Origin of the sequence: Streptomyces sp. NK15101 (assembly GCF_020400725.1) — a bacterium.
In the GTDB taxonomy this organism is placed as follows: domain Bacteria; phylum Actinomycetota; class Actinomycetes; order Streptomycetales; family Streptomycetaceae; genus Streptomyces.
The window spans coordinates 20783-41823 of sequence record NZ_JAINVG010000068.1 but is presented as its reverse complement, the minus strand read 5'-3'; the positions used below and the strand labels follow the sequence as shown (position 1 = coordinate 41823).

The following is a 21041-nucleotide window of genomic DNA, read 5'->3' as shown; positions in this document are numbered from 1 at the left end:
CCCCGCTGACCGACGCGTTTCCCGGCATCGGCACCGAGGACGCGTACGAGATCCAGCTCGTCAACATCCGCCACCGCCTCGCGGCCGGCGCGGAGGTGCGCGGTCACAAGGTCGGCCTGTCCTCGCCGGTCATGCAGCGGATGATGGGCGTCGACGAACCGGACTACGGTCATCTGCTCGACGACATGGAGCTGCGGCCCCACGATCCCGTCCCCGTCGCCCGCTACTGCCACCCCCGCGTCGAGGTCGAGGTCGGCTTCGTCCTCGGCGACGACCTGCCGGGCGGGACCTGCACCCCGGCGGACGTCCTCGCCGCGACCGAACGCGTCGTGCCCGCCCTGGAGCTGATCGACAGCAGGATCCGGGACTGGCGGATCACCATCGCCGACACCATCGCGGACAACGCCTCCTCCGCCGGATACGTCATCGGGGAGGGGCGGGACCCCCGCGAGCTCGACCTCACGTCCGTCGACGCCCGGTTGAGCAGCGGCGGCGAGCTCCTCGCCGAGGGCCGCAGCGACGCCGTGCTCGGTGACCCGGCCCGCTCCGTCGCCTGGCTCGCCCGTACCGTCGCCCGCTTCGGCGTGCCCCTGAAGAAGGGGCACGTGGTGCTGCCCGGATCGTGCACCCGGGCCGTCGACGTGGCCGCCGGGGCGACCTTCACCGCCGAGTTCACCGGCCTCGGCTCCGTCTCCCTCTCGTTCATCTGAGGTGATCATGGCCATCAAGACAAAGGCGACCGCCGCCATCGTCGGTTCCGGCAACATCGGCACCGACCTGCTGTACAAGCTGCTGCGCTCCGAGCACGTCGAGCCCCGCTGGATGATCGGCGTCGACCCCGACAGCGAGGGCCTCGCCCGCGCCGCCCGCGCCGGCCTGGAGGCCAGTCACGAAGGCGTCGACCGGCTCCTCGCCCAGGAGGAGAGGCCCGACATCGTCTTCGAGGCCACCAGCGCCTACGTCCACCGGGCCAACGCCCCGCGTTACGCGGAACTCGGCATCAAGGCGGTCGACCTGACACCCGCGGCCGTCGGACCCGCCGTCGTACCGCCCGCCAATCTCCGCGAGCACCTCGACCGGCCCAACGTCAACATGATCACCTGCGGCGGACAGGCCACCATCCCCATGGTGTACGCGGTCTCGCGCGTCGTCCCCGTGCCGTACGCGGAGATCGTCGCCTCGGTGGCCTCCGTCTCGGCCGGCCCCGGAACCCGGGCGAACATCGACGAGTTCACCCGCACCACCTCACGAGGCATCGAGACCATCGGCGGCGCCGCGCGCGGCAAGGCCATCATCATCCTCAACCCCGCCGAACCACCGGTGATCATGCGCGACACCGTCTTCTGCGCCGTCCCCGAGGACGCCGACCGGTCCGCCATCGCGCTCTCCGTCAAGGAGGTCGCGGACCAGGTCGCCTCCTACGTGCCCGGCTACCGGCTGCGCGCCGAACCGCAGTTCGACGACCCGAGCCCGGAGAACGGCGGGATGGCACGCGTCGCGATCTTCCTGGAGGTGGAGGGCGCGGGCGACTACCTGCCGCCCTACGCCGGAAACCTCGACATCATGACCGCCGCCGCCACCAGGGTCGGCGAGGAGTTCGCCAAGGCGATCCTCGCTCCCGGCGCGTAAGGAGCACCCCGCATGCCCTACTCGGACACCCTCGACATCCGGATCACCGACTCCTCGCTGCGCGACGGCTCGCACGCCAAGCGCCACCGGTTCACCGCCGACGACGTACGGTCCGTCGTCGCCGCCCTCGACGACGCCGGCGTCCCGGTGATCGAGGTGACGCACGGCGACGGACTCGGCGGATCCTCCTTCAGCTACGGCTTCTCCAGCACCCCCGAGCAAGAACTGATCAAGGCCGCGGTGGAGACCGCGCGGCGGGCCAGGATCGCCTTCCTCATGCTCCCCGGCCTCGGCGTCAAGGACGACATCCGGGCCGCCCACGGCAACGGCGCGGGCATCTGCCGCATCGCCACCCACTGCACCGAGGCCGACATCGCGGACCAGCACTTCGGACTCGCCCGGGAGATGGGCCTGGAGACCGTCGGCTTCCTGATGATGGCCCACTCCACGACCCCCGAGAAGCTGGCCCGGCAGGGCCGCGTCATGGCCGACGCGGGCTGCCAGTGCGTGTACGTCGTCGACTCGGCCGGCGCCATGGTCATGGACGACGTCACCGCCCGCGTCGAGGCCCTGGTCTCCGAGCTCGGCGACGACGCCCAGGTCGGCTTCCACGGCCACGAGAACCTGGCCCTCGGCACCGGCAACTCCATCGCCGCGATCAGGGCGGGAGCCCTCCAGATCGACGGCTCCACCCGCCGGCTCGGAGCCGGTGCGGGCAACACCGCGGTCGAGGCCCTGGTCGCCGTCTGCGCCAAGATGGGCATCCGTACCGGCGTCGACGTACTGAAGATCATCGACGCGGCCGAGGACGTCGTCCGCCCCGTCATGGACGACGAGTGCCGGCTCGACCGGCTCGCCCTCCTGATGGGCCACGCCGGCGTCTACTCCAGCTTCCTCAAGCACGCCTACCGACAGGCCGAGCGCTACGGGGTCTCCGGCGCCGAGATCCTCCTGCGCGCCGGCGAGCGCCGCCTGGTCGGCGGCCAGGAGGACCAGCTCATCGACATCGCCGTCGAACTCGCCGCTCAGAAGTGAACCGAGAGAAACCAGGAGGGACGAGATGACTGCTCTCAACGACGAGGTCCGGGTCATCGAGACGGGCAGGCCGCCGACGCGGTTCGCCCGGGGCTGGCACTGCCTCGGCCTCGCCGAGGCCTTCAAGGACGGAAAGCCGCACGAGATCGAGGCCTTCGGCACCAAGCTGGTGGTCTTCCGGGGACAGGGCGACGGCCGGCTGCACGTCCTGAACGCCTACTGCCCGCACATGGGCGGCAACCTCGCCCAGGGCACCGTCAAGGGCGACGCCGTCGCCTGTCCCTTCCACGACTGGCGCTGGTCGGGCGACGGCCGCTGCGCCGGCATCCCGTACGCCCGCCGGGTCCCCCCGCGCGCCAGGACCCGCGCCTGGATCTCCCTGGAGCGGAACGAGCAGCTCTTCGTCTGGCACGACCCCGAGGGCAACCCGCCGCCCCCCGAGGTGACCGTCCCCGAGATCGCGGGCATCCACGGCCCGGACGCCGACCAGTGGAGCGACTGGACCTGGAAGACCCTCCGGGTCGAGGGCGCCAACTGCCGGGAGATCGTGGACAACGTCGTGGACATGGCGCACTTCTACTACGTCCACTACGCCTTCCCCGAGTACTTCAAGAACGTCTTCGACGGCCACGTCGCCACGCAGTACATGGAGAGCAGCCCCCGCGGGGACATGGAACTGGGCACCCTCAGCTCCGGCCGCCTGCGCTCCGACGCCTCCTACCACGGCCCCTCCTACATGATCGACCACCTCTACAGCGACGTCGGCGGCGGCGCGGAGATGGAGATCGTCCTCATCAACTGTCACTACCCGATCGACGAGAACAGCTTCCTGCTCCAGTACGGGGCGATCGTGAAGCGGCTGCCCGGAATGACGGACGAGCAGGCCGCCGAGGCCGCCCGGCTCACCGCCGAGGGCGCCACCGTCGGCTTCGAGCAGGACGTCGAGATCTGGCGGAACAAGACCCGGATCGACAACCCCCTGCTCACCGAGGAGGACGGCCCGGTCTACCAACTACGCCGCTGGTACGAGCAGTTCTACGTCGACGTCGCCGACGTCAAGGACGAGATGACCCGCCGCTTCGAGTTCGAGATCGACACCCGGCGCGCCAACACGGCATGGCGCGCCGAGGTCGCGGAGAACCTCGCCCGCCGCGCGGCGGAGACGGAAAGCGGAGCCTGACGTGCGAGCGGTGGAGTGCGCGGCCTGCGGCAACCAGGTCCTGTGCGAGAAGTTCAGCGTCGCCCACACCTCCGTGCAGTGGACGGCCGACGCGGCCGTCGCCTGCGCGGAGTTCCGCGACCGGGTGCGCCCGGGGGTGACCACCGCCCGGCTGCGGACCTGCCGGGCCCTGCGGGCGAGCATCGACCGCGCGGTCGAGGACGGGACCCTGGAGGTCGGCACCCCGGAGTCCGGCCCCGCGGAGTCCGGGGCCGCGGAGCCCGGCTCCCTGGAGTCCGTCTCTCCGGAGTCCGGTGCCCCGGGGACTGACTCGCCGGAGTCCGGCACGCCGGGCGTCGGCACCCCGGAGGCCGTCGATGCCTGAGCCCACGACCGGGGCCCGCACCCACCGGCTGCGCGTCGTCGAGGTCATCGCCGAGACGGCCGACGCGCACTCCCTGGTGCTCCGGGCGCCGGCGGAGAGCGCGGACCGCTTCGCGTACCGCCCCGGACAGTTCCTCACCCTGAAGCTGCCCGGCGCCGACGGGAGGCCGGCCGCCCGCTGCTACTCCCTCGCCAGCTCGCCCCACACCGGCGAGCCCCTGAAGATCACCGTCAAACGGGTCGCCGGCGGGTACGGCTCCAACTGGGTCTGCGACCGGCTGACGGCCGGCGACGAACTGGAGGTGCTGCCCCCGGCCGGCACCTTCACCCCGGACTCCCTCGACGGCGACCTGCTGCTCGTCGCCGGAGGCAGCGGCATCACCCCGGTCCTGTCGATCGCCAAATCGGCCCTCGCCGAGGGCCGGGGGAGGGTGACGCTGCTGTACGCCAACCGCGACGAGTCCTCGGTGGTCTTCCGCGACGAACTGCGGACACTGGCCCAGGACCACCCGCACCGGCTGCTCGTGCTCCACTGGCTGGAGTCGCTCCAGGGCCTGCCGTCCGTGGACCGGCTGGCGGCCACGCTCGCGCCGTACGCCGGCCGCGAGGCCTTCGTCTGCGGCCCGCAGCCGCTCATGGACGCCGTCGAGCAGGCCCTGCGCACGCTCGGCGCGCCCGGCGACCGCATCCACCGGGAACGGTTCTTCTCCCTGGGCGCGGACGTCTTCGACGCCCCGGCCGTGCCGCGGGGCGCGGCGGCCGGGAGCGGCGGAACGGCCGAGGTCGAGCTCGACGGCGAGACCCACACGGTCGCCTGGCCGCCGACGGCACCCCTGCTCGACGTGCTCCTCGCCGCGGGCGTGGACGCCCCGTACTCCTGCCGGGAAGGCGCCTGCAGCGCCTGCACCTGCCGTGTCGTGGCCGGCGAGGTCGAGATGCTCCGCAACGACGCCCTGGACGACCAGGACATCGCCGAGGGATACGTCCTGGCCTGCCAGGCCCTGCCCCTCACCGACCGGGTCGAGATCACCTACTCCTGAGGAGGAGACCGTCATGTCCCGAACCTGTCTGGTCACCGGCGCCGCCTCCGGCATCGGCGAGGCCACCGCGGCGCTCCTGCGGCGGCGCGGCCACACCGTCATCGGCGCCGACCTCGCCGACGCCGACATCCGCGCCGACCTGTCCACCGCGGAGGGCCGGGCCGAACTCGTCGCCCGGGCCCGCGAGCTGACCGGCGGCCGTCTCGACGCCGTCGTCTCCTGCGCGGGCGTCGCGCACTTCGACCCCCTCACGGTCAGGGTCAACCACTTCGGTGCCGCGGCCACCCTCGACGGACTGCGTCCGCTGCTCGTGGCCGGCACCGATCCCCGGGCCGTGGTCGTCGGATCCGTCGACTCGGTCCACCCGGTCGATCCCGCGATCGTGGACGCCGCGCTCGCCGGGGACGAGGAGGCGGCGGTGGCCGCCTCGCGGGCGGCCGTCGACCGCGGCGAGGGGCACCTCGTCTACTCCTCGTCCAAGGCGGCGATCTCCCGCTGGGTCCGTCGCGCCGCACCCACCGGGGCATGGGCCGGCGAGGGCGTCCCGCTCAACGTCGTGGCCCCCGGCGTGGTCGTCACGCCCCTGACCCGGCGGCTGCTCGACGACCCCGAGATGCGGGGGCTCGTCGAGCGGAGCGTGCCGATGCCGCTGCACGGCCACGCCCGCCCCGAGCAGATCGCCCCGCTCATCGCGTGGCTGGCCTCGCCCGAGAACGCCCTCGTGACCGGACAGGTCGTCTTCGCCGACGGGGGCGCCGACGCGGTCCTGCGCGGCGACCGCACCTGGTGACGATCCGTACGAGGCCACCCGGAGAGGACCCGGAGAGGACCCGGAGAGGACCTGGAGGGGCACCCGTGCGGGTGTCCCTCGCGGCACACCCGTACCCGTACTCGCATCCGTCCTGAGGAGACGCCCGTGAACCCCCGTACGCTCGAACGCTCCGCCGTCCTTCCGGCCACCCCCGACGCCGTGTGGGAGGTCATCGGCGACTTCGGCGCTCTCGCCGACTGGCACCCCCACGTGCCGCCTTCCGCCCTGGAGGACGGCGGCGCCCCCGACGCCCCCGGCACCGTCCGGGTCTTCACGGTCGACGGCCGGGCCGTCGCCCGGGAGCGCCTGCTCGACCGCGACGCGGCCGCCCGCTCGTACCGCTACGCCCTCCTCGACCCCGTCCCGCTCCCGGTCCACGCCTACGTGGCGACGCTCGCCGTGCACCCGCACCCGGACGGTGCCGAGGTCCGCTGGTCCGCCTCCTACAGGAGCACGGACGACGTCGTGCCCCGGGTGGAGGCGGTCTTCGGGGACGGCACGTACGGCACCGGCCTCGCCGCCCTGCGGGCGCGCTTCACATCCAGTCGCTGAAGCGCAGCCAGGCCATCATGTTGTCCATCGAGGGCTGCGGAAGCCCCGCGGGCCCCGCGCCGGCCGGCCGGGCCCGCTTCTCCGGCTGCCGCCCCGGGCCGAACATCGACTGCCACACCGACCGCGCGCAGCCGCGCACGGCCGGGGCCAGCCGCTCCATCTCCCGGTGGACGCCGTGGCCGCTCACCGAGATCGCGGCGACGGCCCGGCCGGCGCCGCGCAGTGGGGCGGCCACGCAGAACACCCCCCGGTACCCCTCCTCGTGATCGAAGGCCACGCCGCGCTCCCGCGTCATCGCCAGCTCACGGCGGAAGGACTCGGGGCGGGTGATGGTGCGCGGGGTACGTGCCCGCAGCCCGTCCCGGATGACCTGCTCGACCGTCGTGCCGTCGCCGAAGGCCAGGATCGCCTTGCCCGAGGCCGTGCAGTACGCCGGCTGGCGCCCGCCCGTCCGCGACGGCACGACGGAGTCGTCCGAACCGCCGATCCGCTCCAGATAGACCACCTCGGAGCCGTCGAGCACCGTGAGGTGCACCAGATGGCCGGTGGACTCGTGCAGCGCGTGCAGATGGGGCAGTGCCGCCCGGCGGAGCCGGTTGTGGTGCGAGGCCATGGCGCCGAGCTCCAGCATTCCCATGCCGAGCCGGTAGTCGCGGCCCTCGCGCTCCAGCCAGCGCAGCTGCACCAGCTGGTCGAGGATGCGGTGGGCGGAGGACCGGCGGATGCCCGAGCGCTGCACGACCTCGGTGAGGGTGAGCCGGGGCCCCGCGCTCTCGAAGGCGCTCAGCACCTTCGCCGCCTTCTCCAGCAGGGACAGAGGCGGCGCTCCGGTCTCGACGGGCTCGACAGCACTGGTCGTCATCGGCACCTCCCACACGGACAGCACGGCCGAAGGGCCCGTGGCTGGGTCCGTAATCTCCGGTATTGCGTGGAGATTGCCAGAGGATGACAGGCGCTGGGAAGGGGGAGTTCCGTCTCGGAACAGTAACGCGTAGGTTCCCTCTCGTCACGGCACGCCGGACCGGAATCCGAGAGGGACACCATGCGCGACCACGACGTCCTCACGGCGGTCCGCGCCCTCGCCCCCGCCCTGCGCGAGCGCGCGGCCGAGGCGGAGAGGCTGCGCCGGGTGCCCGACGCCTCCGTCGGGGAACTGGAGGCCGCCGGCTTCTTCCGGCTGCTCCGGCCCCGGGCGTACGGCGGACTCGCCGCCGACCCGGCCGTCTTCTACGCCGCGGTGCACGAGATCGCCAAGGCCTGCGGATCGACCGGCTGGGCGGCGTCGGTCCTCGGCGTCCACCCCTGGTACGTGGCCCAGTTCGACCCCCGGGTCCAGGAGGAGGTCTGGGGCGCGGACGCCTCCACCCGGATCTGCTCCTCCCACGCCCCCACCGGGAAGGTCACCCCCGTCGACGGCGGCTTCCGGCTCTCCGGCCGCTGGCACTTCTCCGCCGGCTGCGACCACGCCCGGTGGGCGCTGCTCGGCGGCCTCGTCACCGACGGCGAGGGCCGGCCGGTCGACATGCTGACCTTCCTGGTGCCGAGCACCGACTACCGCGTCGACGACGTGTGGGACACGGTCGGCCTGCGCGGCAGCGGCAGCAACGACATCCTCGTCGGGGACGCCTTCGTCCCCGCCCACCGGGCGCTCGGCTACGGCCCGGTGACCACGCTGCGCTGCCCCGGGCAGGAGGTCCACCCCGAACCGCTGTACCGGCTGCCGTACGCGGCCGTCTTCACCACCGCCATCTCCACCGCGATGGTCGGCATCGCCGAAGGCGCCCACGAGGACCAGGTCACCGCCGCCCGCGAGCGCCTCCGCGCCGCGCACGACCGGCGGGCCGCCGAGGACCCCTTCGCCCAGGTGCGCCTCGCCCGCTCCGCCGGCGAGATCGACGCCGCCCGGCTGCAGCTCGCCCGCAACATGACGGAGCTGTACGAGGTCGCGCGCGGCGGCGCGGAGATCCCGAGGGAACTGCGCGCCCGCACCCGCCGGGACCAGGCGCTCGCCACCGAACGCGCCATCACCGCCGTGGACCTGCTCATGGAGAACGCCGGCCGCGGACCGCTGCGCGTGGGCGACGACGTCCTGCAGAGGGCCTGGCGCGACCTGCACACCGGCCGCGGTCAGGCGGCCAACGACGTCGAGCGGGCCCTGGTCCTCTACGCCCAGGACGCCCTCGGCATGGACGTCCAGGACCCGATGCTCTGACGAGCGGACCGCCCCTTCGGACACGACGGCGGACGGCCCTGTTCCGAAACGACGCCGGACGGCCCTGTTCCGAAGCGGCGCCGGACGGGCCCCGCTCCCACGCGGCGGCCCGCCCCGTCGCTCTGCCCCCGTCGTCGCGGCCGCCGGCCCGCTCTCGCCCCGTCCCGGCGGACCCGCCCGCGCCCTCCCGGCGGAGCCTCCCCGCGGTGGTTCCCGCTCAGTGGGAGCAGCGCATTTCGCCGCCGTACGGCACGCCGTACGGTCCTGGCATTCCCCCACCACGACCCGAAAGGGGACGCCCCCATGGCCGATGACGTCCTGGCAGCGATCCGCGACCTCGCTCCCGCCCTGCGCGACCGCGCGGCCGAGGCCGAGACGCTGCGCCGCGTGCCCGACACCTCCGTCAAGGAACTGGAGGACGCCGGCTTCTTCCAGCTGCTCCAGCCCAAGGCCTTCGGTGGCCGCGCGGCCGACCCGGTGGTCTTCTACACGGCGGTCAAGGAGATCGCCAAGGCCTGTGGTTCGACCGGCTGGGTCGCCTCCGTGGTCGGCGTCCACCCCTGGCACGTCGCCCTGTTCGACCCCCGCGCCCAGCAGGAGGTGTGGGGGCGGGACCCCAAGACCCGCATCGCCTCCTCGTACGCCCCCACCGGCAAGGCCACCGCCGTCGACGGCGGCTTCCGGCTCTCCGGCCGCTGGCACTTCTCCTCCGGCTGCGACCACGCCCACTGGGCGCTCCTCGGCTGCCTCGTCACCGACGCCGAGGGCAACCCGGTCGACATGCGCACCTTCCTGGTCCCCCGGTCCGAGTACCGCGTCGACGACGTCTGGGACACGGTCGGCCTGCGCGGCACCGGCAGCAACGACGTCGTCGTCGAGGACGTCTTCGTCCCCGACCACCGCGCCCTGAGCTTCGGCCCGGTCACCGCCCTGAAGGTGCCCGGTCACGAGGTCAACCCCGAGCCGCTGTACCGGCTGCCGTACGCCGGGGTGTTCACCACCACCATCTCCACCCCGATCGTCGGCATCGCCGAGGGCGCCTTCGAGTCCTACGCCGAGGCCACCCGGCAGCGGTTCCGCGTCTCGTACGGGCAGAAGGTCGCCGAGGACCCCTTCGCGCAGGTCCGCATCGCCCGCGCCGCCAGCGACATCGACGCGAGCTGGCTGCAGCTGACCCGCAACATGGGCGAGATGTACGCCCTCGCCGAGCGCGGCGAGGAGATCCCGATGGAGCTGCGCACGCGCACCCGCCGCGACCAGGTGCTCGCCACCGAACGCTCCGTCGCGGCGGTCGACCTGCTCATGGAGAACTCCGGCGGCAGCGCCATGCGCACCGGCCCCGGGCTCGTCCAGCGCGCCTGGCGCGACGCCCACACCGGCCGCGGCCACGCCGCCAACGACCCCGAGCGGGCCCTGGTCATGTACGGGCAGAGCGCGCTCGGCATCGACATCCAAGACACCATGGCCTGAGAGGCGCCGACGATGGCAGAGCTCACCCGCGAGTCGACCTCCCGCACCGCCGAGGCGGCCGGACTCACCCTCCACTACCACGAGGCCGCACCCGTCGGCCGGGAGGCCGAGGCGCCCGTCGTGATCATGCTGCACGGCGGCGGCCCGGGCGCCTCCGCCTGGAGCAACTTCGGCCGCAACCTCCCCGTCTTCGCCGAGCACTTCCGCACCCTGCTCGTCGACCAGCCCTGCTTCGGCCGCTCGGACAAGCCGAAGCTCGACAAGGACTACTTCAGCTACAGCGCGGACGCCGTCGCCGCCCTCATGGACGGACTGGGCATCCGGCAGGCGCACTTCGTCGGGAACTCCCTCGGCGGCGGCACCGCCGTCCGCATGGCCCTGAACCACCCGGACAAGGTCGGCAAGCTCCTCCTGATGGGCCCCGGCGGGGTCTCCGTCAACCTCTTCGCCCCCGACCCGACCGAGGGCATCAAGCGGCTCTTCGAGTTCAACGCCGCCCCCGAGCCCACCCGTGAGCGACTGCGCGCCTTCCTCGGCGTGATGGCGTACGACCAGTCGATCGTCACCGACGAACTCGTCGAGGAACGCTGGGCCTCGGCCACCGACCCCGAGACCCGGCTCGGCAGCGCCCGGATGGCGGCCTCGTTCGCCGAGCCCGCCTGGGCCGGGGACACGATGCTCTGGCGCGAGGCCCACCGGATCACCCAGCCGGTGCTCCTCACCTGGGGCCGCGAGGACCGCGTCAACCCCCTCGACGGCGCCCTGGTCGCCCTCAAGACCATCCCCGACGCCCGTCTGCACGTCTTCCCGCACTGCGGCCACTGGGCCCAGACCGAGCGGGCCGACGAGTTCAACCGCCTCGCCGTCGACTTCTTCTCCCACTGAACCTTCCGAACCTTCTGGACCTTCCACCGAAGAGGTGCACACCATGGACATCCGTGCTCTCGGCTACCTGCGCCTGGAGACCACCACCCTGGACGAGTGGCGCCGCTACGCGCTCGACGTCCTCGGCATGGTGGAGGCATCCGGCACCACCGAGGACACCCTCTGCCTCCGCCTGGACGACCGCGTTCACCGCATCGTCATCCAGGCGGGCGAGAGCGACCGGCTCCTCGCGGCCGGCTGGGAGGTGGCGAACGCCGCCGCGCTCGCCGCCGCCGCCGAGGAGCTGGAGGCGGCCGGCGTCGCCGTCAAGGCCGCCGATCCCGCCGAACTCGCCGAGCGCCGCGTGCGGGGCCTGATCCACGTCACGGACCCGGGCGGCAACCCGCTGGAGATCTACTGGGGCCAGGCGCAGGACCACACCGCGCTCGGCACCCCGTACGGCAACCGCTTCGTCACCGGCGACCTGGGCCTCGGCCACGTCGTGCTCCCCGTGCCGGACATCGGGGCCGCGCTCGACTTCTACGAGAACCTGCTCGGCTTCCAGCTGCGCGACTCGATGAAGCTGCCGCCGCAGGCCGTCCCGACCGCCACCGAGCAGCGGGACTTCCACTGGATGCACTTCCTCAGCCCCAACCGCCGCCACCACAGCCTCGGTCTCTACCCGGGCGCGCTGCCCCCCGGCATCGTGCACTTCATGGTGGAGCTGGAGACCCTCGACGACGTGGGCCGCGGCCTCGACCGCATGCACGCCGCGGGCATCCCCATCGCGTCCAGCCTCGGCCGCCACACCAACGACCGCATGGTGTCCTTCTACGCCCAGGCCCCCGGCGGCTTCCAGGTCGAGTACGGCTGGGACGGCCTCGTCGTCGACCCCGCCACCTGGGTCGCGAAGGAGATCACCGCCGACAGCTTCTGGGGCCACCAGTGGAACGGCTGATCGCCCCCTCCGAGTTCCGGGACGTGCTCGGCCGCTTCGCCAGCGGCATCACGGTGGTGGCGACGCTCGACGCCGACGCCGGGGAGCCCGTCGGGTTCGCCTGCCAGTCCTTCGCCTCGCTCTCCCTCGACCCCCCGCTGGTCATGCTGGCCGTCGGCAAGAACTCCACCAGCTGGCCGAGGATCGAGCGCGCGGGCCGCTTCTGCGTCAACATCCTCGCCGAGGACCAGCAGGCCACCTGCGCCGCACTGGGCCGCAGCGGCCCCGACAAGTTCGCCGGGGTGCCCTGGAGCACCGGCGGGCACGGCACCGTGCGCGTCGACGGGGCCCTGGCCCATGTGGAGTGCGAACTCGACGCCGTGTACGAGGCCGGGGACCACCACCTGGTCACCGCGCAGGTGGTGGCGCTCGACGCCGGCGAGGACGGCCGGCCGCTGCTGTTCTTCCGCAGCCGCTACGCCGTGGGAGCCTTCTGATGCCGATCGACGCCGAGAAGGCGACCTCCGCGCCGCCGGTGCGCACCGACGCCAGGTGGGACGAGCGCGACGTACGGCTCTACCATCTCGCCCTCGGCGCCGGCGTCCCCGAGACCGACCCGCGCGAACTGCGCTACGCCTACGAAGGGCACGAGCGGGGCCTCCAGGTCCTGCCCACCTTCGGAGTCGTCGCGGGCGGCACCGGCGGCGTCGGCTTCCAGGTCTTCGACCACCCCGGGGTGGACATCGACCTGGCCGCCGTCCTCCACGGCGGCCAGGAGATCACCGTCCACCGGCCCCTGCCCGCCGCCGCCCGCGGCACCGCCGTCACCCGCGTGACGGACGTGTACGACAAGGGCAGGGCCGCCGTCATCGTCCAGGAGTCCACCCTCCTCGGCGAGGACGGCGAGCCGCTGGTCACCCAGCGCAACCAGATCTTCGTCCACGGGGAGGGCGGCTTCGGCGGCGACCGCGGCCCCTCCGAGCGCCTCCCCGCCCCCGACCGCGAGCCCGACCTGGTGGTCGAGATCCCGACGCTCCGTCAGCAGGCCCTGCTCTACCGGCTCACCGGCGACTGGAACCCGCTGCACGCCGATCCCGCCACCGCCCGGCGCGCGGGCCACGACCGCCCCGTCCTGCACGGGCTCTGCACCTTCGGGATGGCGGTCAAGGCCGTCACCGACCGGCTGCTCGGCGGCGACGCGAGCGCGGTCGCCGCCTGCCGCACCCGCTTCGCCGGGGTCTTCTTCCCCGGCGAGACCCTGCGGCTGCGCGTCTGGGACACCCCCGACGGCCACCGGCTGACGGCCACGGCCGCGGACCGCGAGGACGCGCCGGTCCTCACCGACGCGCGGATCACCGCGCGATGACCCGGCGGTCGGGGCGGGGGACGGCCCGCCCCGGCCGCCGACCCACCCAGGGCCTGCCCGACACGACCAGGGAGAACACGATGAACGACCAGTGGGACCACACCTACGACGTGGTGGTCGTCGGCTCCGGCGCCGCCGGCATGGCCGCGGCCATCACCGCCCGGCTGCGCGGACTGACCGCCCTGGTGGTGGAGAAGACCGACGTCTACGGCGGCTCGACCGCCCTGTCCGGCGGCGCGATCTGGGTCCCGAACAACTTCCACCTGGACGCCGCCGGCCTCGGCGACACGCCCGAGAAGGCCCGCGCCTACCTGGACGCCACGGTCGGCGACCGGGTCCCCGCCGAGCGCAAGGACGCCTACGTCACCCACGGGCCGCGGATGGTACGGGAGTTCCACGACCGCACCGCCGTGAGGTTCGTCTACACCCCCGGCTACTCCGACTACTACCCCGAGCGGCTCGGCGGCTACCCGCAGGGCCGCTCCGTCGAACCGGAGGTCTTCGACTTCAGGAGGCTCGGCCCCGAACAGCGCGCCACCATGCGCCGCGCCGGGCTGCCCACCTACGGCCTCACCATCACCTCCAAGGACTTCCGGCAGCTGAACATGGTGGGACGCACCTGGGCCGGCCGCCGCACCGCCCTCAAGGTCGGTGCCCAGGCGGTCGGGGCGAAGCTCACCGGCAAGGAACCGCTCTCCCTCGGCGAGGCGCTGATCGCCCGCATGCGGCACTCGCTCGACGCCCTCGGTGCGGACCTGTGGCTCTCCGCCCCGCTGACCGGACTGGTCGAGGAGGCCGGCCGGGTCACCGGCGTCCGGATCACCAGGGGCGGCCGTGCGCTCACCGTCCGGGCGACCGGCGGCGTCGTCCTCGCCTCCGGAGGCTTCTCCCACGACCAGCGGCTCCGCGAGAAGCACCTGCCGGCTCCCACCTCCACCGAGTGGAGCTCCGCCTCCGACGGCCAGACCGGCGACGCCCTGGAGCCGGCCACTGCCCTCGGCGCCGCGACCGACCTGATGGACCGGGTCTGGGGCGCGCCGTCGGTGGTGCCCCCCGACGGGAAGCCGTTCTTCCTCGTCGCCGACCGGGGCATCCCCGGCATGGTGATCGTCAACGCGGCGGGGGAGCGCTACGCCAACGAGGCCGCCCCGTACCACGAGTTCGTCGACGCCATGTACGCCAACGACAGGCCCGGGGCGACCACCGTGCCGTCCTGGCTGATCCTCGACGCCACCGCCAAGGCCCGCTACGTCTTCACGGGCCTCTTCCCGGGCCAGGCCTTCCCCAGGCCGTGGCTGGAGAGCGGCTTCGTCAAGAAGGCCGCGACCGTCGAGGAGCTCGCCGACCGGATCGGCGTCGCCCCGGAGCGGCTGCGGGCCACCGTCGACCGCTTCAACGGCTTCGCCCGCGCCGGCCGCGACGAGGACTTCCACCGCGGGGACAGCGTCTACGACCGCTACTACGGCGACCCGACGCTGCCCAACCCCAACCTGGCGCCGCTGGAGAAGGGCCCCTACTTCGCGGTCCCCGTCCACCCCGGCGACATCGGCACCAAGGGCGGCCTGGTCACCGACGCCACCGCCCGGGTGCTGCGGGAGGACGGCACGCCCATCGACGGCCTGTACGCCTCCGGCAACGTCTCGTCCGCCGTCATGGGGGAGACCTACCCGGGACCCGGCGCGACCATCGGCCCCGCCATGACCTTCAGCTGGCTGGCGGCCGGCCACATCGCCCGGACGCGCTCCGCCGAGGCGCGGTGAGCGGCCCGATGACGGACCTGCGGGGCAGAACGGTGATCATCACCGGCGGGGCGCGGGGGATCGGCGCGGAGACCGGCCGGGCCGCCGTCGAGTCCGGCGCCCGGGTCGTCCTCACCGACGTGCGGGAGGAGGAGGGGCGGGCCACGGCGCAGCGGCTCGGCGGCCACGCCCGGTTCGTCCGCCACGACGTCACCTCCGAGGACGACTGGCGCGAGGTCGTCGCCTTCACGGCCGCCGCGTTCGGCCGGGTGGACGGCCTCGTCAACAACGCCGGGATATCCGGGGGTTCCCACCTCCTGGAGGAACAGACGGCCGAGGACTTCCGGCGCGTCCTCGACATCGACCTCACCGGCGTCTTCCTCGGCATGCGGGCCGTGATCCCGCCGATGCGGGAGGGCGGCGGCGGGTCCGTCGTCAACGTCTCCTCCGCCGCCGGCCTCATGGGCCTGGCCAGGACCGCCGGCTACGGCGCGGCCAAATGGGGCGTGCGCGGGCTCACCAGACTCGGCGCGGTGGAGCTCGGCGCCGCCCGGATCCGCGTCAACTCCGTACACCCCGGCATGACCCACACCCCGATGACCGCCCACGTGGGCATCGAGCGCGGCGAGGGGAAGTACCCGGACACACCGATGGGACGGGTCGGCGAACCCCACGAGATCGCGCGGGCGGTCGTCTTCCTGCTCTCGGACGCCGCCTCGTACGTGACGGGCGCCGAACTGGCCGTCGACGGCGGCTGGACGACCGGCCCGGCCCTCCGACCGATCGAGGAGAACACCTGATGCCCGTCGACCTGACAGGAAAGGTCGCGCTGGTCACCGGCGCGGCACGCGGCATGGGCGAGGCCGAGGCCCGCCTGTTCGCCGCCCTCGGCGCGAAGGTCGTCCTCACCGACGTCCTGGAGCCGGAGGGAGAGGCGACCGCCTCCTCCCTCGGCACCGCCGCCCGCTTCGTACGCCACGACGTGACCGACGAACACTCCTGGACGGCCGCCGTGGCCACCGCCCTGGACGCCTTCGGCCGGCTCGACGTCCTCGTCAACAACGCCGCCATCCACTCCACCTCGCCCATCACCGAGGAGGACCCGGCCCGCCTGGAGGCGATCCTCCGCGTCAACCTGATCGGCCCGTTCCTCGGCGTCCGCGCCGTCGCCGGAGCGATGAGGGAGAGCGGCGGCGGGTCCATCGTCAACATCTCCTCGCAGGCCGGCCTCCAGGGCATCTGGGGACACGGCGCGTACGGAGCCGCGAAATGGGGACTGCGCGGCCTCACGAGAACGGCGGCCCTGGAGCTCGGCCCGGACGGCATCCGGGTCAACTCCGTCCACCCGGGAGCCATCGCCACGGCCATGACCGCACACCTGGAGACCAGGGAACACCCGGCCGCCCCGCTCGGACGGGTGGGGGAGCCCGAGGAGGTCGCCCGCCTCGTCGCCTTCCTCGCCTCCGACGACTCCTCCTACCTGACCGGCGCCGAACTCGCCGTGGACGGCGGCGCGTCGGCGGGCCGCATGCCGGTCCTCACCCCGAAAGGAGCCGACACGTGAACCGGCCCGACCCCGAGGTCCAGGCGGTCATCGACCTGGCCACCGCCGGCTTCCCCCCGCTGGCGACGGAGATGACGGACATCGCCGAGGTGCGCGCCTTCTTCGCCGCCCGCCCCGGGCCGGCCGTCCCACCGCCGCCCGTCGCCCGCGTCACGGACGAGGACGCCGACGGCGTGCCCGTACGCGTCTACGACCCGGCCGTCCACGAGACCGCCCCCGTGATCGTCTTCTGTCACGGGGGCGGCTTCGTCCTCTGCGACCTCGACAGCCACGACGGCTTCTGCCGCTCCCTCGCCCTGGCCACGGAGGCGATCGTCGTCTCCGTCGACTACCGCCGCGCCCCCGAACACCCCTTCCCCGCCGCCCCCGAGGACGCCTACACGGCCCTGCTGTGGGCGGCGGCGGTCCACCCGGGCCGTCGGATCGCCGTCGCCGGGGACAGCGCGGGCGCCAACCTCGCCACCGTCCTCACCCTGCTCTCCCGCGACCGGGGCGGCCCCGAGATCGCCTGCCAGGCGTTGTACTACCCGATGCTCGACCCCACCCGCTCCCGCCCCTCCCACCGGGAGAACGCCCAGGGCTACTTCCTCACCGCCGACCACCTGCGCTGGTACTGGGACGGCTATCTGCAGGCCCCGGCGGACCGCACCAGCCCCTACGCGGCCCCGCTGGCGGGCGCCGACCTGTCCGGGCTCCCGCCGGCCCAGGTCGTCACGGCCGGCTTCGACCCCCTGCGGGACGACGGCCTCGCGTACGCGGAGGCCCTCGCCGCCGCGGGCGTCCCCGTGGAGGCCCGCCACCACGCCGGGATGTTCCACGGCTTCCTCTCCATGGCGGGCGCCCTGCCCGCGGCGGCCGAGGCCCGCGCGACCGCCTTCGCCGCCCTGCGCGAGGCGCTCGCCCGGCGCTGACCGCCGGCACGCCTGCGCCCCGCCCCCACCTGACCGGTGGGGGCGGGGCGCTTTCCCTTGGGGGCTCGCATCAGCCCCGTATCAGCGTGAACCCCTTGTACCCCGAGGCCGCGACGTCCGCGATGATCTCCCCGTACACCCCGAAGCCCCCGATGAACGGCATGAACACCCGGGGCTTGCCGGGGATGTTGGCCCCCAGGTACCAGGAGTTCGCCGCCGGGAACAGCGTGGCCGCCGCCCGGTCGCGGCACTGCGCGACCCACTGCTCGACGGCCTCCTCGCTCGCCTCGATCGCGCGGTAGCCGTGCTCGTCCAGGTGGCGCAGACAGTCGGCGAGCCAGTCGACGTGCTGCTCGGCGCAGAGCACGACGTTGGCCATGACCGACGGGCTGCCGGCCCCGGTGAGGTTGAACAGGTTCGGGAAGCCGTCGACGCCCAGGCCCAGATAGGTGCGGGGACCCCCGCTCCACACCTCCTTCAGCCTCCGGCCGTCCCGCCCCCGGACGTCCACCCGGTCGATCGCCCCGGTCATCGCGTCGAAACCGGTCGCGAACACGATCGCGTCCAGCTCCACCCGGGTCCCGTCGGCCAGCACGATCCCGGTGCGGTCGATCCGCTCGATCGCGTTCTCCCGCAGGCTCACCAGGCGCACGTCGTCGCGGTTGAACGTCTCGTAGTAGTGCGAGTCGGTGACGATCCGCTTGGTGCCGATCGGGTGGTCCGTCGGCACGAGGAGGTCCGCGACGGCCGGGTCCTCGACGATCGCGCGGACCTTCTCCTCCCAGAAGGCGCGCGCCTCGTCGTTCGCCGCGCGGTCGGTGAGCTGGTCGGGGAACGTCTTGGAGTACAGGACGCCGCCGAGCTCCCAGCGCTCCTCGAACGCGGCCCGCCGCTCCTCGGGGGAGACGGCGAACGTCGGCGAGGGGTGCGCCGCGTGGGGCGAGCCGCCGCCGCTGAGCCGCGAGAGCCGCCGCCGCTCGGCGTAGCCGGCCTTCTGCCGGCGGCGCGTCTCCTCGTCCAGGGGCGCGTTCCCCGCCGGGATGCTGAAGTTGGCGCTGCGCTGGAAGACGGTGAGGTGCGCCGCCTGTTCGGCGATCAGGGGGACGGCCTGGATGCCGGAGGAGCCGGTGCCGATCACGCCGACGCGCAGCCCGCCGAAGTCCACGCCCTCGTGCGGCCAGGCACCGGTGTGGTAGGTGGCGCCGGCGAAGTCCCCGGCCCCCGGGATGTCCGGCATGTGCGTGCTGGAGAGGCAGCCGACGGCGAACACGCAGTACCGGGCCGACACCACCTCGCCGCCGTCCGTGCGGACCGTCCAGCGCAGCGTCTCCTCGTCCAGCTCGGCGGAGGTCACCGAGGTCGCGAAGGTGTAGCTGCGGCGCAGGTCGAAGCGGTCGGCGACATGACGCAGATAGCGGATGATCTCCGGCTGCGTCGCGTACTTCTCGCTCCAGTCCCACTCCTGCTGGAGCTCCTCGTCGAAGGAGTACGAGTAGTCCACGGACTCCACGTCGCAACGGGCGCCGGGGTAGCGGTTCCAGTACCAGACACCGCCCACGTCGTCCCCGCGCTCGAAGCCGCGCACGCTGTGGCCGAGACCGCGCAGCCTGTGCACGGCGTACAGACCGGTGACGCCCGCTCCGACGACGACCACGTCGACGGACTCGGTGATGCTGTCGTTCACGTTCGTACTCTCCTCATCGAGTGGTGGTGGTGTCCGCCGCCGACCGTCGCAGCGCCTTCTTGTCGACCTTGCCCGCCGCGTTGTGCGGCAGCGCCGGTACGGCGCGGAAGGCGCGCGGGACCTTGAAGTTGGCCAGCCGCTCGCGCGTGTACGCGGTCAGCCCCGCCGCGTCGATGCCGTCCTCGCCGGCCGGTACGCAGTACGCGACGCCGACCTCCCCGAGCCGTTCGTCCGGCGCGCCGACGACCGCCGCGTCCAGGACCGCCGGGTGGCCGCGCAGCACCTGCTCCACCTCCGCCGGGTACACGTTGAACCCGCCCACGACGAACATGTCCTTCAGCCGGTCGGTGATCCTCAGGAATCCGCGCTCGTCGAGCACCCCGACGTCCCCCGTGTGCAGCCAGCCGTCCGCGTCGACGACCCGGGCGGTGGCCTCGGGGTCGTCGAGGTAGCCGTGCATCACGTGGTAGCCGCGGGTGAGGATCTCGCCCGGCTCCCCGGGCGGGGCGTCGACGCGCAGCTCCGTGCCCTCCAGGGCCGTCCCGGAGGTGCGGGCCAGGGTCTCCGGGGACTCGTGCGGCGGACAGATCGCGACCACGCCCGTCGACTCGGTGAGGCCGTACGCGGTGTTGACGCTCCGCGCGCCGAGGGACGTCCTGATCTCCTCGATGAGCGTGGTGGGGATGTTCGCCGCGCCCGTGACCGCCATCCGCATCGAGGTCAGGTCGTACGCCTCGCGCTCGGGATGGTGGATGAGCGAGGTGAAGACCGTCGGGGCGCCGGTCAGGACGGAGATGCGCTCGTCCCGTATCCGGCCGAGCACGGCCCCGGCGTCGAAGACCCGTTCCGGGACGATCGTGGCCCCCCGCAGCAGACAGGCGAGGACGCCCGCCTTGTAGCCGAAGGTGTGGAAGAACGGGTTGACGAGGAGGTGGCGGTCGCCGCGCCGGAGGGTGACCGTACGGGCCCAGGCGTCGTACACGCGCAGGTTCTGCCCGTGGGTGGTGGGCACGCCCTTGGGGCGGCCGGTGGTGCCGGAGGTGAAGAGGACGTCGGCGGTGTCGGCCGGGCGCACGGCGGCGGTACGGGCGAGCCGCTCCTCCCCGGTCACCCGGTCCGCCGCCGACAGGAACCGCGGCCAGTCCGTCGAGTGCAGGGCCACCGTCCGCTCCAGGAGCGGGAGTTCCTCCCCGGAGGCCGCCAGCAGCGCGCGGTAGTCCGTACCCAGGAAGTCGTGCTCGGTGAAGAGCAGCCGGGCCCGGGAGCGGCGCAGGATGTCGGCGGCCTCGGCCGCCTTGTAGCGGGTGTTCACCGGGACCAGCACCCCGCCGGCAGCCACCGCGCCGAGCGCGGCCACCACCCAGCGCGCGCTGTTGGGGGCCCACACGGCGACCGGGTCACCGGGGCGCACCCCTCGCGCGATCACCGCCCGTGCCGCCCGGTCGATCCGGTCGCGGAGCTCCGCGAACGTCCAGCGCTCCTCGCCGAAGACGAGGGCCTCCTCATCCCCGTACCGCTCCGCGGCCCAGTCCGCGAGCCCGGCGATGGTCTGCGCGCCCCTCATGATCTGTCACGTCCTCCCTGCTGCCCCGCCCCCGGGCGGGGCGCGGGCGGTGGAACCACAGCGGGTCGGAGCCTGACAGGGAGGGGCGCCCCGGCGCAGGAGGAGGTTCCCGCTCACCGG

21 protein-coding genes are annotated in these 21041 nt (G+C 73.4%); 18 read left to right on the top strand and 3 right to left on the bottom strand.

Going from position 1 to position 21041, the window contains the following annotated elements:
* From K7G60_RS28720 to K7G60_RS28685, 8 genes are all read left to right on the top strand, one after another.
* A partial coding sequence (locus K7G60_RS28720; protein WP_225803871.1) for a 2-keto-4-pentenoate hydratase occupies window positions 1-710 on the top strand: 710 nt, incomplete at its 5' end.
* Between the two features lie 7 nt (window positions 711-717).
* A complete protein-coding gene (locus K7G60_RS28715) occupies window positions 718-1629 on the top strand; it encodes an acetaldehyde dehydrogenase (acetylating) (protein WP_225803870.1) in 912 nt (303 codons plus the stop codon).
* A 12-nt stretch (window positions 1630-1641) separates the two neighbouring features.
* Window positions 1642-2664 (top strand): 4-hydroxy-2-oxovalerate aldolase, encoded by a 1023-nt coding sequence (dmpG, locus tag K7G60_RS28710; RefSeq protein ID WP_225803869.1) that lies wholly within the window; start codon window positions 1642-1644, stop codon window positions 2662-2664.
* A gap of 25 nt (window positions 2665-2689) precedes the next feature.
* Window positions 2690-3844, top strand: a complete 1155-nt coding sequence (locus K7G60_RS28705; RefSeq protein ID WP_225803868.1) for a Rieske 2Fe-2S domain-containing protein — start codon at window positions 2690-2692, stop codon at window positions 3842-3844.
* Window position 3845: 1 nt separating this feature from the next.
* A complete protein-coding gene (locus K7G60_RS28700) occupies window positions 3846-4208 on the top strand; it encodes a hypothetical protein (RefSeq protein ID WP_225803867.1) in 363 nt (120 codons plus the stop codon).
* Window positions 4201-5247, top strand: coding sequence for a ferredoxin--NADP reductase (locus tag K7G60_RS28695; RefSeq protein ID WP_225803866.1), 1047 nt, complete (start codon window positions 4201-4203; stop codon window positions 5245-5247). The genes K7G60_RS28700 and K7G60_RS28695 overlap by 8 nt, the downstream gene beginning before the upstream one ends.
* A gap of 13 nt (window positions 5248-5260) precedes the next feature.
* The gene (locus K7G60_RS28690) at window positions 5261-6037 is read left to right on the top strand and encodes an SDR family oxidoreductase (protein WP_225803865.1); all 777 of its coding nucleotides are present in this window, start codon (window positions 5261-5263) and stop codon (window positions 6035-6037) included.
* 126 nt (window positions 6038-6163) lie between these two features.
* A complete protein-coding gene (locus tag K7G60_RS28685; RefSeq protein ID WP_225803864.1) occupies window positions 6164-6610 on the top strand; it encodes an SRPBCC family protein in 447 nt (148 codons plus the stop codon).
* Here the strand turns inward: K7G60_RS28685 and K7G60_RS28680 are convergent.
* Window positions 6594-7472: an IclR family transcriptional regulator gene (locus tag K7G60_RS28680; RefSeq protein WP_225803863.1), complete on the bottom strand. Its 879-nt coding sequence runs from the start codon at window positions 7470-7472 to the stop codon at window positions 6594-6596. The two genes, K7G60_RS28685 and K7G60_RS28680, sit on opposite strands and share 17 nt — an antisense overlap.
* 180 nt (window positions 7473-7652) lie before the next feature.
* Between K7G60_RS28680 and hsaA (K7G60_RS28675) the strand changes: the two genes are divergently transcribed.
* From hsaA (K7G60_RS28675) to K7G60_RS28630, 10 genes are all read left to right on the top strand, one after another.
* Window positions 7653-8822 carry a 3-hydroxy-9,10-secoandrosta-1,3,5(10)-triene-9,17-dione monooxygenase oxygenase subunit gene (gene hsaA, locus K7G60_RS28675; RefSeq protein WP_225803862.1) on the top strand — a complete coding sequence of 390 codons (1170 nt, stop codon included), beginning with the start codon at window positions 7653-7655 and terminating at the stop codon, window positions 8820-8822.
* A 303-nt stretch (window positions 8823-9125) separates the two neighbouring features.
* Window positions 9126-10292 (top strand): 3-hydroxy-9,10-secoandrosta-1,3,5(10)-triene-9,17-dione monooxygenase oxygenase subunit, encoded by a 1167-nt coding sequence (gene hsaA / locus K7G60_RS28670; RefSeq protein ID WP_225803861.1) that lies wholly within the window; start codon window positions 9126-9128, stop codon window positions 10290-10292.
* 12 nt (window positions 10293-10304) lie between these two features.
* On the top strand, window positions 10305-11177 hold the full coding sequence (gene hsaD / locus K7G60_RS28665; protein WP_225803860.1) for a 4,5:9,10-diseco-3-hydroxy-5,9,17-trioxoandrosta-1(10),2-diene-4-oate hydrolase: 873 nt from the start codon (window positions 10305-10307) through the stop codon (window positions 11175-11177).
* Between the two features lie 43 nt (window positions 11178-11220).
* On the top strand, window positions 11221-12114 hold the full coding sequence (locus K7G60_RS28660) for a VOC family protein (RefSeq protein WP_225803859.1): 894 nt from the start codon (window positions 11221-11223) through the stop codon (window positions 12112-12114).
* Complete coding sequence (locus tag K7G60_RS28655) at window positions 12102-12590, top strand: flavin reductase family protein (RefSeq protein ID WP_225803858.1); 489 nt, start codon at window positions 12102-12104, stop codon at window positions 12588-12590. Before K7G60_RS28660 ends, K7G60_RS28655 begins: the two co-directional genes overlap by 13 nt.
* Window positions 12590-13459: a MaoC/PaaZ C-terminal domain-containing protein gene (locus K7G60_RS28650; protein ID WP_225803857.1), complete on the top strand. Its 870-nt coding sequence runs from the start codon at window positions 12590-12592 to the stop codon at window positions 13457-13459. The genes K7G60_RS28655 and K7G60_RS28650 overlap by 1 nt, the downstream gene beginning before the upstream one ends.
* Window positions 13460-13539: 80 nt before the next feature.
* Window positions 13540-15219: an FAD-dependent oxidoreductase gene (locus K7G60_RS28645; protein ID WP_225803856.1), complete on the top strand. Its 1680-nt coding sequence runs from the start codon at window positions 13540-13542 to the stop codon at window positions 15217-15219.
* 8 nt (window positions 15220-15227) lie between these two features.
* The gene (locus tag K7G60_RS28640; RefSeq protein ID WP_225803855.1) at window positions 15228-15998 is read left to right on the top strand and encodes a glucose 1-dehydrogenase; all 771 of its coding nucleotides are present in this window, start codon (window positions 15228-15230) and stop codon (window positions 15996-15998) included.
* Window positions 15998-16762 (top strand): glucose 1-dehydrogenase, encoded by a 765-nt coding sequence (locus K7G60_RS28635; protein ID WP_225803854.1) that lies wholly within the window; start codon window positions 15998-16000, stop codon window positions 16760-16762. The genes K7G60_RS28640 and K7G60_RS28635 overlap by 1 nt, the downstream gene beginning before the upstream one ends.
* Window positions 16759-17673 (top strand): alpha/beta hydrolase, encoded by a 915-nt coding sequence (locus K7G60_RS28630; RefSeq protein WP_225803853.1) that lies wholly within the window; start codon window positions 16759-16761, stop codon window positions 17671-17673. Before K7G60_RS28635 ends, K7G60_RS28630 begins: the two co-directional genes overlap by 4 nt.
* Before the next feature lie 70 nt (window positions 17674-17743).
* Here K7G60_RS28630 and K7G60_RS28625 read toward each other — a convergent pair whose 3' ends face one another.
* Window positions 17744-19357 carry an NAD(P)/FAD-dependent oxidoreductase gene (locus K7G60_RS28625; RefSeq protein WP_225803852.1) on the bottom strand — a complete coding sequence of 538 codons (1614 nt, stop codon included), beginning with the start codon at window positions 19355-19357 and terminating at the stop codon, window positions 17744-17746.
* A 13-nt stretch (window positions 19358-19370) separates the two neighbouring features.
* Window positions 19371-20921 carry a FadD3 family acyl-CoA ligase gene (locus K7G60_RS28620; protein WP_225803851.1) on the bottom strand — a complete coding sequence of 517 codons (1551 nt, stop codon included), beginning with the start codon at window positions 20919-20921 and terminating at the stop codon, window positions 19371-19373.
* Window positions 20922-21041: the final 120 nt, after the last annotated feature.

Bases quoted from the DNA above. Each gene is read 5' to 3' on its own strand.
- hsaA (WP_225803861.1), top strand. From the start codon at position 9,126: ATGGCCGATGACGTCCTGGCAGCGATCCGCGACCTCGCTCCCGCCCTG.
- hsaD (WP_225803860.1), top strand. From the start codon at position 10,305: ATGGCAGAGCTCACCCGCGAGTCGACCTCCCGCACCGCCGAGGCGGCC.
- K7G60_RS28705 (WP_225803868.1), top strand. From the start codon at position 2,690: ATGACTGCTCTCAACGACGAGGTCCGGGTCATCGAGACGGGCAGGCCG.
- K7G60_RS28635 (WP_225803854.1), top strand. From the start codon at position 15,998: ATGCCCGTCGACCTGACAGGAAAGGTCGCGCTGGTCACCGGCGCGGCA.
- dmpG (WP_225803869.1), top strand. From the start codon at position 1,642: ATGCCCTACTCGGACACCCTCGACATCCGGATCACCGACTCCTCGCTG.
- K7G60_RS28620 (WP_225803851.1), bottom strand. From the start codon at position 20,921: ATGAGGGGCGCGCAGACCATCGCCGGGCTCGCGGACTGGGCCGCGGAG.
- K7G60_RS28640 (WP_225803855.1), top strand. From the start codon at position 15,228: ATGACGGACCTGCGGGGCAGAACGGTGATCATCACCGGCGGGGCGCGG.
- K7G60_RS28715 (WP_225803870.1), top strand. From the start codon at position 718: ATGGCCATCAAGACAAAGGCGACCGCCGCCATCGTCGGTTCCGGCAAC.
- K7G60_RS28695 (WP_225803866.1), top strand. From the start codon at position 4,201: ATGCCTGAGCCCACGACCGGGGCCCGCACCCACCGGCTGCGCGTCGTC.
- K7G60_RS28650 (WP_225803857.1), top strand. From the start codon at position 12,590: ATGCCGATCGACGCCGAGAAGGCGACCTCCGCGCCGCCGGTGCGCACC.
- K7G60_RS28680 (WP_225803863.1), bottom strand. From the start codon at position 7,472: ATGACGACCAGTGCTGTCGAGCCCGTCGAGACCGGAGCGCCGCCTCTG.
- hsaA (WP_225803862.1), top strand. From the start codon at position 7,653: ATGCGCGACCACGACGTCCTCACGGCGGTCCGCGCCCTCGCCCCCGCC.
- K7G60_RS28690 (WP_225803865.1), top strand. From the start codon at position 5,261: ATGTCCCGAACCTGTCTGGTCACCGGCGCCGCCTCCGGCATCGGCGAG.
- K7G60_RS28660 (WP_225803859.1), top strand. From the start codon at position 11,221: ATGGACATCCGTGCTCTCGGCTACCTGCGCCTGGAGACCACCACCCTG.
- K7G60_RS28645 (WP_225803856.1), top strand. From the start codon at position 13,540: ATGAACGACCAGTGGGACCACACCTACGACGTGGTGGTCGTCGGCTCC.